Genomic DNA, 17031 nt, shown 5'->3' with positions numbered 1-17031 from the left:
TAATGGCAATGACCCAAAATAAGTCCGTTTTAAGCTGGATCGAAGAGATGAAGGCCCTGGTCACACCGGACAACATGGTGTGGATCGATGGCTCTGAGGAGCAGATCGAGGCCCTTCGCAAGGAAGCCTGCAGCACCGGCGAGATGATGAAGCTCAACGAGGAGAAGCTCCCCGGCTGCTACTACCACCGCACCGCTGTAAACGATGTGGCCCGCGTGGAAGACCGTACCTTTATCTGCGCCAAGAAGGAAGAGGACGCAGGCCCCACCAACCACTGGATGGAGCCTGAAAAGGCCTACAAAATGCTGTTCGACATTGCCCGCGGCAGCTACAAGGGCCGCACCATGTATGTCATCCCCTATTCCATGGGTCCTGTAGGCTCCCCCCTTGCCAAAATCGGCGTGGAGCTGACCGACTCCATCTATGTTGTGCTGAACATGTGCATCATGACCCGCGTGGGCGACAAGGTTTGGGAAGCCCTGGGCGACAGCACCGACTGGGTGAAGGGCCTGCACTGCAAGTGCGAAATCGATGCTGAAAAGCGCTACATCTGCCATTTCCCCGAGGACAACTATATCATCAGCGTGAACTCCGGCTACGGCGGGAACGTGCTCCTGGGCAAGAAGTGCTTTGCCCTGCGCATCGCTTCCTTCCAGGCCAAGAACGAGGGCTGGATGGCCGAGCACATGCTCATTCTGGGCATTGAGAATCCCAAGGGCGAGGTCAAGTATGTCTGCGCCGCCTTCCCCTCTGCCTGCGGCAAGACCAACCTGGCCATGATGATCCCCCCCGAAGGCTACAAGGCCAAAGGCTACAAGGTTTGGACTGTGGGCGACGACATCTCCTGGATGCGTCCCGGCAAGGACGGCCGCCTCTATGCCATCAACCCCGAGAACGGCTTCTTCGGCGTGGCTCCCGGCACCAACATGAAGTCCAACCCCAATGCCCTTATCTCCACCCAGAAGGGCACCATCTTCACAAACGTCGGCCGCAACCTGGACGACAACACCGTCTGGTGGGAGAGCCTGGACAAGAATCCTCCCGTCAACGCCCAGGAGTGGAAGGGGGCCGAGGTCAACGGCCCCGAGTATATTGCCGAGGGCAACAAGCTGGCCCATCCCAACAGCCGCTTCACCGCCCCCGCACAGAACTGCCCCTGCCTCTCCAGCGAGTTTGAGAACACCCAGGGCGTGCCTGTGTCCGCCATCATCTTCGGCGGCCGCCGCCCCGACACTGTGCCTCTGGTATACCAGTCCCGTAGCTGGAACAACGGCGTGTTCATCGGCTCCATCACCGGCTCCGAGACAACCGCTGCCGCTGCTGGCGCTGTAGGCGTTGTCCGCCGCGATCCCATGGCCATGCTGCCCTTCTGCGGCTACCACATGGGCGACTACTTCCAGCACTGGATCGAGATGGGCGAGACTCTGGGCGACAAGGCTCCCAAGATCTTCAACGTCAACTGGTTCCGTGTAGACGAGGAAGGCCACTTCATTTGGCCCGGCTTCGGCGACAACCTGCGCGTGTTGGAGTGGATTATCAAGCGCTGCGAGAACGAGGTAGACGCTGTGGAGACTCCCATCGGCTTTGTACCCAAGCCCGAGGATATCAACCTGGAGGGCCTGGATGGCTTCGATATCGAAACCCTGAAGGGCATTCTGGAAGTGGACAAGCAGAAGTGGGCCAAGGAAGCCGAGGGTGTAGAGGAATTCTACACGAAGTTCGGCGACAAGCTGCCCGCCGCCCTGCGCGAGGAGCTTGCCACCCTGAAGAAGAACTGCGAATAAGCAGCGTAACGCTTCTTTCAAAACCCATGTCCAGGGCGCTTCTGGTTAGGCCCTGAAACCCTTGTTCCTTCTTTTCAACCTCTTATCATATTTTGGGGCGGCGCCTTTCCGGCGCCGCCCTTTTCCTTTGCAAAGAGGGCTTGACTTAACCCCCCGTACAGGTGATAATATAAGGTAAGAACACTTTCAGAAAATGATAGTGTGAAAAATACTGAAGAAAGGAACGATACCGGGCACAAAAAGCCGCGTTTTCATGGCTCTTTGTGCGAATTCTGTATCACATGGTGATTTGTATGTCAACTGTTACATTGGGACGCACCGGGATTGTGTCCAACAAGAATGCCTTCGGCGCCCTGCCCATCCAGCGGGTAAGCCCGGACTATGCGGGGAAGCTCCTGCGCAAAGCCTATGACGCGGGCATCACCTTCTTCGACACCGCCCGTTCCTACAGCGACAGCGAAGAAAAAATGGGCTTGGCCCTGTCCGATGTCCGGGATAAAATCGTAATCGCCACCAAGACCCCCTCCACTACTGTGGAAGGCTTCTGGAAGGATCTGGAAACCAGCCTGCGCCTTCTGAAAACCGACTATATCGACATCTACCAGTTCCATAACCCCTCCTTCTGCCCCAAGCCCGGAGACGGCACAGGACTCTATGAGGCCATGCTGGAGGCCAAAGCCCAGGGGAAAATCCGTTTCATCGGCCTTACCAACCACCGGCTCCATGTGGCCCAGGAGGCTGTGGAGTCCGGCCTGTACGACACCCTCCAGTTCCCCTTCTGCTACCTTGCCACAGACAAGGATATCGCCTTAGTAAACCTGTGTAAGGAGAAAAACGTGGGCTTCATCTGCATGAAGGGCCTTTCCGGCGGGCTTATCACCAACTCTGCCGCCGCTTACGCCTGGCAGGCCCAGTTTGACAACACCCTGCCCATCTGGGGGGTGCAGCGGGAAAACGAGCTGGACGAGTTTATCAGCTATATGGAAAACCCGCCTTCCATGGATGACCCCGCCATCAAAGCCGTCATCGACAAAGACCGCAAAGAGCTTATCGGCAACTTCTGCCGGGCCTGCGGCTACTGTATGCCCTGCCCTGTGGGCATCACCATCAACCAGTGCGCCCGTATGAGCCAGCTCATCCGCCGCAGCCCCTCCGCAAACTGGCTCACCCCGGAGTCCCAGGCCATGATGATGAAGGTGGAAGACTGCCTGGAGTGCGGCCAGTGCAAATCAAAGTGCCCCTACGGCCTGGACACCCCCACCCTCTTAAAGCAGAACCTCACAGACTACAAGGACATCCTCTCCGGCAAAACTGCCATCTAACCGCCAGCTTGGGCCGGGCAAGGGCTTGCCCAAAGGCGCGGCAAGCCCTCCGGCGCTGCCGCGCCGCCGCCATGCCAGGGGCACGGCGGTCCGGCCCCTCCCCCCACCATCCATACAAGGAGGCGCTCCATGCCAAACCTCATCTATTTCCCAAGCTGCAACTTCACCAAAGCCAGCCCTGAAGCCGCCAAGCGCCTGCGGGCCTATCTTACAAAAACCATGCCCGCGGCGGGCTGCTGCCGGGTGGACAAAACCCCGGTGACAGAGGAAACTATTGCCGTCTATTTCTGCCAGGCCTGCCGGGAAACCCTGGAGGCCCGGGAAACAAACCGCCCCTCCGTCCAGAACCTGTTCGTATATCTGGACGCCCTGCCAGACTTTCCCTTCCCCGATTACAGCGCCCTCACCGTAAACGTCCAGGATTGCTGGCGGGACAGGGAGCACCCGGAAATCGCGGACGCAGCCCGGAGCCTGCTCCAGAAAATGGGCGTGCAAATTGTGGAAATGGCGGAAAACCGGGAAAAATCTGTCTATTGCGGCAACCTGCACTTTGAGCCGAAGAAGGCGGAAAACATTGCCCTGCTGGCAAAATATCCAGGCATCCCCCTGTGGCAAATCCCAGAGGAAGCCCAAATCCCCCTGATGAAAGAGCAGCGCGAAAAGTACACCTGCCCTCTCACCGTCACCACCTGCAACCGCTGCACCCGGGGCATCGAGGCCACCGGCGGCAGCGCCGTCCACCTGGTAGAACTGCTTATGGGTACATATAGTTAAGGCAACCCCAAAAAGGAGGAATTCTATGCCCACAATCTGCATGTTCCGAGGCATTAAAATCTATATCAATTGGCGGGAACACCAGCCTCCCCACTTCCATGCCACCTATGGCGGACAGGAGGTCATCGTCTCCATTCGGGATTTAGAAGCTATAGAGGGCGGGCTTCCAAACAAGCAGTTAAAAATGCTGCTGGGCTGGGCCGCGTTCCACCAGGAAGAACTGATGGAAAACTGGCTTCTGGCAGAAAAGCAGCAGGAACTGTTCCCCATTGAGCCTTTACGCTGAGGAGGTGCTTTTATGGCGCATACTGACGCTGCTTTTTCCAAAAGGGTAGAAGAATACCTGGATAGAGGTTTTGACCGCCGAAGCGCAGAATACTTTGCCAGTGGGCGGAAACGCATTGCCGCAGTCAAGGCCAACGATGATTTTTCCCTCACCATATCCTTTGACAGCCAGGAAACCCGCCTTCTGGACTGCAAGCCTTTTTTAAAGCCTGGAACTGTCTTTGCCCCATTCCTGGATCTGGAACGGTTCAAGAAGGTCTATGTGGATAGCGAGCACTGCATCGCCTGGGATATCAACCCGGAAATTGACAGTGAAAAGGTATGGTCAAACAAGGTGGAGTTATGCCCGGATGCCTGCTACATGGACAGCCAGCCCATCTGAAGAGAACATCCCCACAAAACAACTGCCCCCGGCAGCCTTCCGGCTGCCGGGGGTTTTGCGCTTCAACAAGCTTCTACACAAGCTGGTTATACACGCTGTCAATCTTCCCGCCCTTTATGTACACCCGGGGCACCCGCTTGGACAGGGCGCACACCACCTCGTAATTGATAGTGCCCTCCCATGCGGCCAGGTCCTCAGCCGTCACGGCGCCGTCCCCGTCCCGCCCAATAAGGGTGACAATGTCCCCGGGCTTCACAGAGGGCAGGGCGGAAACATCCGCCACCATCTGATCCATGCAGATCCGCCCGATAATGGGGCACCGCACGCCGCGAATGAGCACCTGCGCCCCGCCGGGGGACAAAAGCCTGGGATAGCCGTCGGCATAGCCCACAGGGATGGTGGCGGCCCGCAGCTCCCTGTCCGCCGTAAAGTCCCTGCCGTAGCTGACAGTGGCCCCAGGATACACGGTTTTCACATGGGACACCACCGACCGCAAAGACAGCACCGGCTTAAGGGCAGGCCGCCTGCGCACCTCCCCGGAGGGGTACAAGCCATAGAGAATCACCCCTGCCCGCACCATGTCCAAATGGGAAAGGGGATAGTCCAAAACAGCCCCGGAGTTGGCGCAGTGGCGCAGATCAAAGGAAACCCCCTCCCGCAGAAGGGCTTCCAGCAGCTCCTTAAAGCAGCCAAACTGCCGCATGGTAAAGGCATCGCCTCCCGCCCCCTCGTCGGCAGAGGCAAAGTGGGTGAAGGCTCCCTGGGGATACAGCCCCGGCAGGGTGCAGGCCTCTTTAATCTCCGCCACAGCGCCGCTGTCCCGCTGAAAATCCTGATAGCAGAACCCCAGCCGCCCCATGCCTGTATCCACCTTAATATGGATTTTCACCACAGCCCCGGCCCGCTGGGCATACAGCGACAGCTCCCTGGCATAGTCCAGGGAGAACACGCACTGGGAAATGTCAAACCGGGCCAAGGCCCCGGCCTCCTCCGCCGGGGTGAACCCCAGCACCAGCACCGGCTTTTTAATCCCGCTGTTGCGAAGCTGCAAAGCCTCCTCCATGTTGGAAACGGCAAACCAGTCCGCCCCCAGGGCTTCAAACTCCCGGGCCATGCGCACCGCCCCGTGTCCGTAAGCGTCGGCCTTAATCACGCAGCAAAGCTGGGCGCCTTCCCCGGCGCAGGCCCGCACTGCCTGGAAATCCGCCGCCAGCGCGTCCAAATCAATCTCCGCCCACGTCCGCCTGAGTATCTCCTTCATAGCCTTCAACCGCCCTCCTAAGACCTCGGAACTCCGTTCCGAACCTTGCAAGCCCTTTTGAAAAAGGGCTTGAGCCTAAAACTAATTTTTTATACTATATCTTATGGATATCTTTTGGGCGCTCTCTTTGAATAGCCGCCCTGGAATGTAATGAGACAAACCTCATCACCGAGTCCCACGCCGTCCACGCCATTTTGCACGTTAGTTTTTGGATCAAACCTTTTTTTAAAAAGGTTTGTGGGGTTTGGGGCAAAGCCCCAAGGCCTTACATGCTAAGCTGCTCCCCGCCGGTTTCCTCCCCGTCGGGCAGCGCCCCCAAAGCAGGCAGCTTTTTCCGGTAGCGGCCGGGGTTCTGCAAATCCCCCTCCGCAAAGGGGGCGCAGGAAAGCACCCGCTGGCCCTTTTTCAGGTTCATGGCCTGGACGCCCTGGGTGTTCTTGGTGGTCTTGGAAGCAATAAGCCCGGTGTGGAACAAAAGCATCCTGCCGGAAGAGGCGGTCATCAGCACCTCCCTGTCCTCCGGAAGATACAGCGCGCACACCAGCGGGGACTTATCCGAGTAAGCGTTTAAAAGCTTCCTGCGGTTTGTCTTGGTCTGATAGGCGGAAAGCTCCACCTTGGCGGCCTTGCCGTTTTCAAACACAAACAGCACAAAGCCGCTGTAATCCTTTGTCACCACCATGGCGGCAGTGCGCTCCCCCTCGTCCATCTGGGCCTTTGCCGGAATGTAATCCCCCAGGACGCTGGCCTTGGTGTCGTCGAAGTCAGAGGCCCGCAGCTTATACACCTGGGCCTTGTCAGAGAAGAACAGCAGCTCCGCGGCGTTGCTTGACTCCACCTGCCGGGCAATAGCGTCCCCCTCCTTCAGCTTCTGCTCCCCGCTCATGCGCAAAGATTGGGGCGTAATCTTCTTGAAATACCCCTCCTGGGTGAAAAACAGGTGTACCGGGTAATCGGGTATTTCCTCGGAAATTTCCGCCTCCTCCACCTCGTCTGCGTACAGCAGCATGGTGCGCCGGGGCTTGCCATATTTTTTGGCGATTTCCGTCAGTTCCGCGATGATAATGTTCCTCACCTTGGTTTTCGAGCCTAAAATCCCTTCCAGCTCCTGAATGTCCTTTTCAAGCTGGCTGGTTTCCTCTGTGCGCTTTAAAATATATTCCCGGTTCAGGTGGCGCAGACGGATTTCCGCCACATATTCCGCCTGCATCTGGTCAATGCCAAAGCCTATCATCAGGTTGGGCACCACCTCGGCCTCCTCCTCCGTCTCCCGCACAATTCGGATGGCCTTGTCAATGTCCAGCAAAATGGCCTGCAATCCCAAAAGCAGGTGCAGCTTTTCCTTTTTCTTCCGCAGGTCAAAGTGGGTGCGCCTGCGCACGCATTCCACCCGGAAGGCTGTCCATTCCTCCAAAAGGGCGCGCACCCCCAGCACCCTGGGGGCGCCGGCAATCAACACGTTAAAGTTGCAGGCAAAGCTGTCCTCCAGGGCTGTCATCTTGTAAAGCTTTGCCATCAGCTTGTCCGGATCCGTCCCCCTTTTCAGGTCTATGGTAATCTTCAAACCCTCCAGGTCGCTTTCGTCCCGGATGTCCCCAATCTCCTTGAGCTTCCCCTGCTTCACCAATTCCACCACCTTCTCCACAATCACCTCAATGGTGGCGGTGGGGGGAATCTGGGTCACGTCAATGCAGTTCTGCCCCTTGTCATAGGCATAGCGGCTGCGCACCTTAAAGCTGCCCCGGCCCGTCTCATAGATTTTCTCCATCTGGGCCTTGTCAAACACCAGCAGCCCGCCCCCGGGGAAATCCGGGGCCTGCAGGGTTTCAAACAAGTCCGCCTGGGGATCCCGCAGCAGGGCAATGGCGGTTTTGCACACCTCCGTAAGGTTAAAGGGGCAGATGTTGCTGGCCATGCCCACAGCAATGCCTGTGTTGGCGTTCACCAGCACTGTGGGGAACCCCACAGGCAGCAGCACAGGCTCCTGCATGGTGCTGTCATAGTTGTCCACAAAATCCACAGTGTCCCGGTCAATGTCCTTGAAAAGCTCGCGGCTCACATCGTCCAACCTTGCCTCTGTATACCGGGGGGCGGCCCAGGCCATGTCCCGGGAATAAAACTTGCCAAAGTTTCCCTTGGAGTCCACAAAGGGGTGCAAAAGCGCTTCATAGCCCCGGGAAAGCCGCACCATGGTGTCGTAAATGGCGGTGTCCCCGTGGGGGTTCAGCTTCATCACCTCGCCCACAATGGTGGCGCTTTTTTTCCGGCCCGGCCCCAAAAGCCCCATCTTATACATGGTGTATAAAATCTTCCGGTGGGAGGGCTTAAACCCGTCAATCTCCGGGATGGCCCGGCTTAAAATCACGCTCATGGCGTAGGGCATAAAGTTTTTCCGCAGGGTTTCCCCCACGTCCTGCTCCACAATCTCCCCCGCCCCGGCAATATACCCCTTTGCCTTCGGCGCTTTAGGCTGCTTTTTCTCTCTCTTTCCTGCCATCTTCTTCCTCCTTTGGGTTGGGCTGCCGCCCAAACCCGCTTTAAGAAACTTTTTTAAGGAAAGAAGTTCAAAAGATTGCCTTTGGCAACTTTCCTAAAAAATCTTCAAAAACCTTTCTGGGGCTGGCGCCATATATTGAACCCCCCAGCGCGCCTCCAGCCCCGCCCGCAAACCGGCGGTTCCTCCGGAACCGCCGCTGCCGCGGCCCAAGGCCGCGCAGGCGTGGGCTTCGTCCCCGCGTTTGCGGGCGGCGCTTCAGCTCACATCCAAATCATCCAAATACTCCGCCCCGTGCCGCTCAATATACTCCTTGCGCCCGTCCAAATCATTGCCCAGCAGCATGTCAAACATCTGGGCCGTATAGGCCGCCTCCCCGGGGTTCACCTTAATCAGCCGCCGGGTTGCGGGGTTCATGGTGGTCAGGCTCATCATGTCCGGCTCGTTCTCGCCCAGGCCCTTGCTGCGCTGGATAACCACCTTTTTCCCCTCCAGCTTCTTCAAAAACTGTGCCTTCTCCTGCTCGTCATAGGCAAAATACGTCTCGTCCTTGGCGGTAATCTCATATAGGGGCGACTCCACAATATACACCTTCCCCGCCTCAATCAGCGCCGGGGTCAGCCTGTAGAGCATGGTCAGCACCAGGGTGCGGATCTGGAAGCCGTCCACATCCGCGTCCGTGCAGATAATCACCTTGGACCACCGCAGGCTGTCCATGTCGAACACCCCCAGGTTCTTGTTGGCCTTGGATTTCACCTGCACCCCGCAGCCCAGCACCTTAATCAGGTCTGTAATAATCTCGCTTTTAAAAATCCTGTCATAGTCTGCCTTCAGGCAGTTGAGGATTTTCCCCCTGATAGGCATAATGGCCTGAAAGTTGGAGTCCCTGGCCTGCTTCACAGAGCCTAAGGCCGAGTCGCCCTCCACAATGAAAAGCTCCCGCTCATGCACGTCCTTCGAGCGGCAGTCCACAAACTTCGCCACCCGCCCGGTAATGTCCATCTTGCCGGTCAGCTTGCTCTTGATGTTCAGCCTGGTCTTTTCCGCGTCCTCCCGGCTGCGCTTGTTAATCAGCACCTGGCTGCAAATCTTCTCCGCGTCCAGGGGGTTCTCAATGAAATAAACCTCCAGATTGTGCCGCAGCATCTCCACCATAGCCTCCTGGATGCCCTTGTTGGTAATGGCCTTCTTGGTCTGGTTCTCATAGGAGGTCTGGGTGGAGAAGGAGGAAATCACAATCACCAGGCAGTCCTCCACGTCCTGATAGGTAATCTTCCCCTCGCTTTTGTTATACTTGCCGTTCTGCTTCAAATAAGCGTCAATCTGGTACACAAAAGCGTTGCGCACCGCCTTGTCCGGCACGCCCCCATGCTCCAGCCAGCTTGAGTTGTGGTAATATTCCGTCACATGCACCTGGTTGGAAAAGGCCGCCGCCACGTTGATCTTCGTGTTGTACAGGGGCATGTCCTCCCTGTCCCGCACCTTTTTCTCGCTCTGCCAAAGCTGCACCTGGGTCAGGCCGTTGTCTCCCAGCAGCTCCCGGGCATGATCCAAAATGCCGTTTTCATAGCAGAAATCCGTCTCCTCAAACACCCCAGGGGCCGTCTCATTGCGGAAATGGAAGGTAACCCCGGCGTTCACAACAGCCTGCCGCTTTAAAATGTCCCTATAATAGTCGGCGGAAATGTTAATGTCCGTAAACACCTGCAGATCCGGCTTCCATCTGATAATGGATCCTGTGTCCTTCTTCTTGTAAGGCTCCTTCTGCAGGCCCCCCACATTCTCGCCCTTCTCAAAGTGAAGGGTATAGCGGAAGCCGTCATAGCGGATATCCGCGTCCATATATTCCGAGGCATACTGGGTGGCGCACAGCCCCAGGCCGTTTAGCCCCAAAGAAAAGTCATAGTTCCCCCCGTCGTCGTTGTTGTTATATTTTCCCCCGGCATACAGCTCGCAGAACACCAGCTCCCAGTTATATTTCTCTTCTTTTTTGTTATAATCCACCGGGATGCCCCGGCCATGATCCTCAATCTGCACCCCATAGTCCAGAAACCGGGTAACCGTAATCTCCGAGCCATAGCCCTGCCGGGCCTCGTCAATGGCGTTGGAGAGGATTTCAAACACCGAGTGCTGGCACCCGTCAATGCCGTCCGAGCCGAAAATCACCGCGGGGCGCAGCCGCACCCGGTCGGCCCCCTTCAGGCTCTGTATGCTGTCGTTGCCATAGGCTGGTTTTTTCGCCATGCCAGTAAACCTCCTGTCCCGCAAGAAAAGCCTGCTGCAAAGCCAGAAGCTCTGCAACAGGTCGTTTTCCTACCGCTATTTTCAGGGTGTTCCGTCCGGGCCGGCGGGGCTTCGCCCCACACCCCACAAGCCCTTTTTCAAAAGGGCTTGACCCTAAAAAAATCTGGAATTTCCAAAGCCCGCCTGTCCTTCTGCCATAGGCCCAGCAGGCAACCTAAAAGCAGGCAGCACGTTGGGGGTGCAGGGGAAATTATTCCCCCTGCCCAGGTTCGAGGTCTTGCCCTTCCTCCCCGCCGCCTTCCCCATCAGGGGCAGGCAGGGCCTCAGGCTCTTCCTCCGGCTCCTCCAAGGCAGGCTCGGCAGAGCCGCCGGGCAGCAGGTTTCCGGACATAACCTCCAAAAACGCTTCCGCGTCCAGCTTTTCCTGCTCAAACAGCACGCCTGCCAGCCTGTGCAGCTCATCCATATGCTCCTTGAGGATTTCCTCTGTCTGCTGGTAAGCAGTGGAAATAATCCGCTGGATCTCCCCGTCTATCTCCGAAGCGGTCTGCTCGGAATAATTGCTCACATGGCCCATTTCCTTGCCCAGGAAGGGGTTAGAGCCGTCCTGGCCATAGGTGATAGGCCCAAGCTTGTCGCTCATGCCATACTTTGTTACCATGGCCCGCACAATCTTGGTGGCCCGCTCAATGTCGTTAGACGCCCCGGTGGAAATGTCGTCCAGCACCAGGGCTTCCGCCACCCGGCCGCCCAGAAGGACAATCAGCTCTTCCAACATTTCGTTGCGGCTCTTATACGATCTGTCCTCTGTAGGCAGGTGCATGGTATAGCCCCCTGCCATGCCTCGGGGGATAATGGAAATCTGGTGTACAGGATCCTGAGTCTTGCAGTAGTAGGAAGCAATGGCGTGGCCTGCCTCATGATAGGCGGTCAGCTTCTTTTCCTTCTCCGTCATCACCCGGCTCTTTTTCTCTGTGCCCACCACCACCTTGATGGTGGCCTCCTCAATCTCCTCCATGGTAATGGCCTTGCGGTTCTTCCTGGCGGAAAGGAGGGCCGCTTCATTTAACAGGTTCTCCAAATCAGCCCCTGTAAAGCCAGCGGTAGACTTGGCAATGGTGGAAAGCACCACGTCCGGGGCCAAAGGCTTGCCCTTGGCGTGTACCCGCAAAATCTCCTCCCGGCCCTTAATGTCCGGAGAGCCTACCATCACCTGCCGGTCAAAGCGGCCCGGCCGCATCAGGGCCGGATCCAGGATGTCCGGGCGGTTGGTGGCGGCAATCATAATCACGCCTTCGTTGGCGCCGAAGCCGTCCATCTCCACCAGAAGCTGGTTCAAAGTCTGCTCCCGCTCGTCATGACCGCCGCCCAGGCCCGCGCCCCGCTGGCGACCTACCGCGTCAATCTCGTCAATGAAGATAATGCAGGGCCGGTTCTTCTTGGCCTTGTCAAACAGATCCCGGACGCGGGAAGCGCCCACGCCCACGAACATCTCCACAAAATCAGAGCCGGAAATGGAGAAGAAGGGAACCCCTGCCTCCCCTGCCACCGCCCGGGCCAGCAGGGTTTTGCCTGTGCCCGGAGGGCCAACCAGCAGCACGCCCTTGGGGATCCGCGCCCCCAGGGTGTTATACTTTGCAGGGTTCTTCAAAAACTCCACAATTTCCCTAAGCTCTTCCTTTTCCTCGTCGGCCCCGGCCACGTCGGCAAAGGTGGTCTTGCGCTTCTCGTCGCTCATCTGCTTGACCTTGGCCTTGCCGAAGTTCATCTGCTTGTCGCCGCCGCCCATGCCCCCCAGGTGCCGCATCATGAACACCCAGAAGAAAATCAGCGCGCCGAACAAGAGCAGGGTGGGCAGAAGGCTTATCAGCCAGCTTGTTTCCGCCGGGCGGATAATGTCCTGCACCATCTTCTTGTCCGGGTGGGCCGCGTTATAGGCGGCAATGTCGTCGCTGGCGTCCCGGTAGAACAAATCCACGCTGGGCAAAGCAAAGCCCACCTTGGTGGGGTTGTTTCCCTCCAGGGTCAAAAGCATCTCCCCAGTACCCAGGTTCAACTGGTACTCCGCCACCTGCCCCCTCTCAAAGAGATCCAGAATGTCGGAATACTTGTAGGTTTCCTGCTGGCTCCCGCTGTTTCTGAACAGGAAGAAGATGATAAAGAGTACCACCACCGGAATCCCCGCGTACAGCAGCATGTTGCGCAGCCTTCTCTTGTTACCGTCCAAAGCTCGTCCTCCTAAGTTACTAAACTTTCATTGCAAATGTTTCTATATAATATGCCCCCTGCCTTATTCGTACACCTGGGGTTTTAAAACCCCCACAAAAGGCAGGTTGCGGTATTTTTCCGCGTAATCCAGCCCGTAGCCCACAATAAAGGCGTCGGGTATCACCGAACCCACATAGCTTGCCTGCACGTCCACCTCCCGGCGGTCGGGCTTGTCGAAGAGGGTGCATACCCGGATGCTGTTGGGGTTCCGGCCTTCCAGCAGTTCCATCAGGTAGTGCAGGGTTTTGCCGCTGTCCAGAATGTCCTCCACCACAACAATATCATACCCCTCCAAGGGCAAGTTCAAATCCATGTTAATTTTTACCACCCCAGAGGTTTTCACGCCGGAGCCATAGCTGGACACTGCCATAAAGTCAATGCGGGCCGGGATGGAAATCGACCGCATCAAATCCGCCATGAACACCACAGAGCCTTTTAAAACGCTTATCAGCAAAAGGTTTTTGCCCTTATAGTCCCGGCTGATCTCCTGGCCGATGCGCTCCACCATCACGGCGATCTGCCGCTCGGTAAACAATACGTCCTCAATATCCTCCAGCATTTCCAGTCTTTCCTTCATTTTCCCTCTCCCCTTTTCCCGTCACGCCTTAACAGCAACCATCAGCGCGTCTTTTCCTCTTTCTGCACCAAAGCCCTCCGCCGGGCCTATGCCCTCGCAGAACACGATCTGCCCGGAAAGCTCCAGCAAAAGAACCCTGTCCCTGGCCCAGGGCGGCACGCCCTTTTCCCGCAGCACCTGCTTCAAGGGCTTGGAAAGCCCCCGGCCCCTGGGGGAAAACCTGTCCCCCGGCTTTCTGGTGCGCACGAAAAGCTGCCCGGCCTGGCCTTTAGGGTATATTGTAGCATAGTCCAGCCCGTTTTTGAATAACAAATTTTGAATTTTTCCGCTGTTTTGGCTGTTTTCGCCGGAAATTTTTGTGAGAACCAGCCCTTTCCCCCCGGGCAGCGGGGTTTTCCCCAGTCCCGCGGGCAGGGAAAAGCCCTCCGTCCCTGCCAAATCCCCCGCAAAAAAAAGCCCCAGCCCGCTAACAGCCTGCACGCCCCCGGGCAGGGAAAGCCCCCCGGCACAGGCAAGCAGCTTTTCCGCCAGGGCCACATGCTTTTCCTCCAGGTCATGGCACCCTGCCGCTGTGAGATACTGCCGCAGCGCCCGGCTTCTCAGGCTCTCATGGGCGCAAAGCAAAGCCTCGCAGCACAGCCCAAAAGGCCTTCTGGCTTCCTCCAAAAGCTTTGCGGCCTCCCCCTCCAGAAAATCCCTGTCCAGGGAAAGCTGCTCCATGGCCCTGCCGCAGGCCTCCAGGAACCGGGGGTTCAGCTCCTTCAAAACAGGCACCGCCTGGCGCCGCACCCGGTTGCGGGCATAGTCCAGTGAGAGGTTGCTGCTGTCCGTCACAAAGCTTAGGCCATGCCTTTCGCAGTACGCCTCCACCTCCCGGCGGCTCACTCCCAAAAGGGGCCGGATAACCTTCCCCCGCCTTTTGGGTATGCCGCACAGCCCGGCGAGGGAAGTCCCCCGGCACAGGTGCAAAAGCAATGTTTCCGCGTTGTCGTCCGCTGTGTGGGCGGTGCAGATGCAGTCCTGCGCCCCTGGTGCCAGGGAATCAAAAAAAGCATACCGAACCTGGCGGCCGCATTCCTCCAGCCCCAGGCCCCTTTCCCGGGCAAGCTTCCCCACATCCGCCTGCAAAACCCGGATTTCCACCCCCATCTCCCGGGCAAAGTCCCGGGCAAAGGCTTCGTCCCCGTCGCTTTCCGCCCCCCGCAGGCCGTGGTTCACATGGGCTAAAAGCAGGCGCTCCCGCCCCACCCGCCCCAAAAGCCAGTGGGCCAGGGCCGTAGAGTCCGCCCCCCCGGAAAAGCCCGCCACCACCCGGCCCTGTAAGGGCAGCAGGGCCGGGTCGGCCTGCCGCAAGGATGTTTCCGCCTTATTCATGCCGGATAACCTCCCGGGCCGTAAAGCGCATAAATTCGCCCTGCCAGTGGGTGAGGATGGTTTTCGTCTCCCCGTGGCGGTTTTTCGCCACAATAATCTGGCACTCATTCTGGTCCGCGTTCTCGTCCGGCACATCCATGCCGGTCTGGTAATAGTTTTCCCTGTGGAACAAAAGCACAATGTCCGCGTCCTGTTCAATAGAGCCGGAGTCCCGCAGATCCGACAGCATGGGGGTCTTGTCGGCCCGCTGGGTGTTGGCCCGGGAAAGCTGCGCCATAGCCACCACCGGGATGTTCAAATCCTTTGCCATCAGCTTTAAGCTTCTGGTAATCTCTGAAATCTCCTGCACCCGGTTGTCAATCCGCTTGGGGCTGTTCATAAGCTGCAGATAGTCCACAATAATAATGTCCACATCTTTCAGCCGCCGCACCTTGGCTTTCATCTCCGGCACCGTAATACCGGGAGCGTCGTCAAAATAGAGGTTTGCTTTGCTCAAAATGTCCCCGGCCTCAATGAGCCTGGCCCATTCCTCGTTTGTCAGCTCCCCTGTGCGCAGCTTGCTGCCCTCCACCCGGGCCTCTGAGGAAAGCAGCCGGGCCGCAAGCTGTTCCTTGCCCATTTCCAGGGAAAAGAAGGCCACCCGCCGCCCTGCCGCCACAGAGATATGCCGGGAGATGTTCAGGCCAAAGCTGGTTTTGCCCATGCCGGGCCTTGCCGCCAGAATAATCAGATCCGAGCGGTTCAGCCCGGTAATCACGGTGTCCAGCTCCCCAATGCCTGTGGGCAGCCCCTTATATTTGTCCTTGTCCGCGGAATTAAGCTGGTCAAGCCTGTCAAAGGTGTCTAAAAGGATTTCCCGCACAGGCTGAAGCCCGATGGTGCTTTTCCCCTGGCGGATGTCGAAAATACGCTGCTCGGCGGCGTCCAGCAAAATGGAGGACTCCTCCGCCCCTTCGCTGGCGTCGTCCAGAATCCGCCTTGCCGCCTGCATCAGGGTGCGCACGTCGAACTTGTCCCGCACAATTTTGGCGTATGCCTCCACGTTGCTGATAGAGGGCACAATCTGCACAAGCTGCGCCAGATACACCTTCCCCGTATCCTCGTCGAACCCCTCATATTCGTGAAGCTTTTCCAGCACCGTCACAAAGTCCACCGGCTGGCCTAAGGTAAACATCTCCAGCACAGTTTCATAAATCTGCCGGTTCGTCTCCCCGTAGAAAAACTCCGCCCTGGGCAGAATCTCCGCCACTGTCGGCAGGCAGGAGGAATCCAGCAGCACCGCCCCTAAAACGCTCTGCTCCGCCTCCAGGCTAAAGGGCACCCGCAGCCCCGGCTGGGCCTGTGTGTCCAGATATCCCGTCTCAAAATCCATGCGCCCCTCCAAGGTCGCGGGGCTTTGCCCCACACCCTACAACCCCTTTTAAAAAAGGGGTTGACCCTAAAACTAATTTCACTATCTTCATTTATTTCCCTGTCCTTTGGGTACAGCCAATTCCCATCAGGAACATCCATCCCAAAACCGCCGTACCATGCACAGCGGGAACCGCAGCCATTTCCGCCCGGTTCCCACCCTGTAAATCTTTTTCTACACGCCGTCTCCGGAATCACCCAGGGTGCGCGACGGCCCGCCTGAAAAACTCTCCTCTCACGTTCCCCGCATCTCAGGTCAAGCGTCACGCTTGCCGGGAGCAACCCAAAGCACGCGGCATCCCATTAAGCGCGGTACAACGTAACGCAGCGAACTCATTCCGCAAACCAGCGCGCAGCGTATGCGTCGCGCGCGTCCCCGCGTCTCGGATGCAACGTCACGTTGCCTCGCAGACGGCGACGCTCATGGTGGCGGAAATGCCGTTATAAAACTTCACATCGAAGTTATACGTACCAAAGGCTTTGATGTCGCCCTCCAGCACAATCTTCTTTTTGTCCACCTCCACATGAAGCTGCCTGCCAATCTCCTGGGCAATCTCCCTGGCTGTGACGGAACCGAAAATCTTCCCGCCCTGGCCTGCCTTGGCATAGATTTTAACGGTCTTGCCTTTTATGGCATCCGCGTTCTTCTTTGCCTGCTCTGTCTCCGTCTTGATTTTATACTCCTTGGCAGCTTCCGCGTTCTTCAGCTCGTTCATAGCCTGGGCGTTTGCCTCCTTGGCAAGCTTCCGGGGCAGCAGGAAATTCCTGGCATACCCGTCAGACACATTGCAAAGCTCGCCCTTCTTCCCAATGGACTTCACGTCCTGCAATAAAACTACCTTCATCTTCTGTCTCT

13 protein-coding genes are annotated in these 17031 nt (G+C 57.6%); 5 read left to right on the top strand and 8 right to left on the bottom strand.

Annotation, left to right across the window (positions count from 1 at the left end; all coding sequences use genetic code 11):
* The first annotated feature begins 8 nt into the window (after positions 1-8).
* The 5 genes from D1841_RS02980 to D1841_RS02960 all read left to right on the top strand — a co-directional run bounded on the left by D1841_RS02980 (position 9) and on the right by D1841_RS02960 (position 4547).
* Positions 9-1784, top strand: coding sequence for a phosphoenolpyruvate carboxykinase (GTP) (locus tag D1841_RS02980; RefSeq protein WP_160641911.1), 1776 nt, complete (start codon positions 9-11; stop codon positions 1782-1784).
* A gap of 293 nt (positions 1785-2077) precedes the next feature.
* Positions 2078-3106 carry an aldo/keto reductase gene (locus D1841_RS02975; RefSeq protein WP_160641910.1) on the top strand — a complete coding sequence of 343 codons (1029 nt, stop codon included), beginning with the start codon at positions 2078-2080 and terminating at the stop codon, positions 3104-3106.
* Positions 3107-3235: 129 nt separating this feature from the next.
* On the top strand, positions 3236-3880 hold the full coding sequence (locus D1841_RS02970) for a hypothetical protein (RefSeq protein ID WP_160641909.1): 645 nt from the start codon (positions 3236-3238) through the stop codon (positions 3878-3880).
* Between the two features lie 25 nt (positions 3881-3905).
* Positions 3906-4166, top strand: a complete 261-nt coding sequence (locus tag D1841_RS02965; RefSeq protein ID WP_160641908.1) for a DUF4160 domain-containing protein — start codon at positions 3906-3908, stop codon at positions 4164-4166.
* A 12-nt stretch (positions 4167-4178) separates the two neighbouring features.
* Entirely contained in the window at positions 4179-4547 is a 369-nt protein-coding gene (locus tag D1841_RS02960; RefSeq protein WP_160641907.1) for a DUF2442 domain-containing protein, read from the top strand.
* Positions 4548-4620: 73 nt separating this feature from the next.
* Here D1841_RS02960 and alr read toward each other — a convergent pair whose 3' ends face one another.
* The 8 genes from alr to rplI form a co-directional block, all read right to left on the bottom strand.
* The gene (gene alr, locus D1841_RS02955) at positions 4621-5808 is read right to left on the bottom strand and encodes an alanine racemase (protein WP_160641906.1); all 1188 of its coding nucleotides are present in this window, start codon (positions 5806-5808) and stop codon (positions 4621-4623) included.
* Between the two features lie 265 nt (positions 5809-6073).
* Positions 6074-8305 (bottom strand): DNA topoisomerase (ATP-hydrolyzing) subunit A, encoded by a 2232-nt coding sequence (locus tag D1841_RS02950; protein ID WP_160641905.1) that lies wholly within the window; start codon positions 8303-8305, stop codon positions 6074-6076.
* A gap of 255 nt (positions 8306-8560) precedes the next feature.
* Positions 8561-10546: a type IIA DNA topoisomerase subunit B gene (locus D1841_RS02945; protein WP_160641904.1), complete on the bottom strand. Its 1986-nt coding sequence runs from the start codon at positions 10544-10546 to the stop codon at positions 8561-8563.
* A gap of 250 nt (positions 10547-10796) precedes the next feature.
* Positions 10797-12743, bottom strand: coding sequence for an ATP-dependent zinc metalloprotease FtsH (gene ftsH, locus D1841_RS02940; protein WP_201751201.1), 1947 nt, complete (start codon positions 12741-12743; stop codon positions 10797-10799).
* Between the two features lie 93 nt (positions 12744-12836).
* On the bottom strand, positions 12837-13373 hold the full coding sequence (hpt, locus tag D1841_RS02935; protein WP_160641929.1) for a hypoxanthine phosphoribosyltransferase: 537 nt from the start codon (positions 13371-13373) through the stop codon (positions 12837-12839).
* A 39-nt stretch (positions 13374-13412) separates the two neighbouring features.
* Entirely contained in the window at positions 13413-14765 is a 1353-nt protein-coding gene (gene tilS / locus D1841_RS02930) for a tRNA lysidine(34) synthetase TilS (RefSeq protein ID WP_160641902.1), read from the bottom strand.
* A complete protein-coding gene (gene dnaB / locus D1841_RS02925) occupies positions 14758-16137 on the bottom strand; it encodes a replicative DNA helicase (RefSeq protein WP_160641928.1) in 1380 nt (459 codons plus the stop codon). The genes tilS and dnaB overlap by 8 nt, the downstream gene beginning before the upstream one ends.
* Positions 16138-16570: 433 nt before the next feature.
* Entirely contained in the window at positions 16571-17020 is a 450-nt protein-coding gene (gene rplI / locus D1841_RS02920; RefSeq protein ID WP_160641901.1) for a 50S ribosomal protein L9, read from the bottom strand.
* Between the last annotated feature and the right edge of the window lie 11 nt (positions 17021-17031).

This window comes from Neglectibacter sp. X4 (assembly GCF_009917365.1).
Classification (GTDB): domain Bacteria; phylum Bacillota; class Clostridia; order Oscillospirales; family Acutalibacteraceae; genus Acutalibacter.
This window is presented reverse-complemented; position numbering and strand designations above follow the sequence as displayed.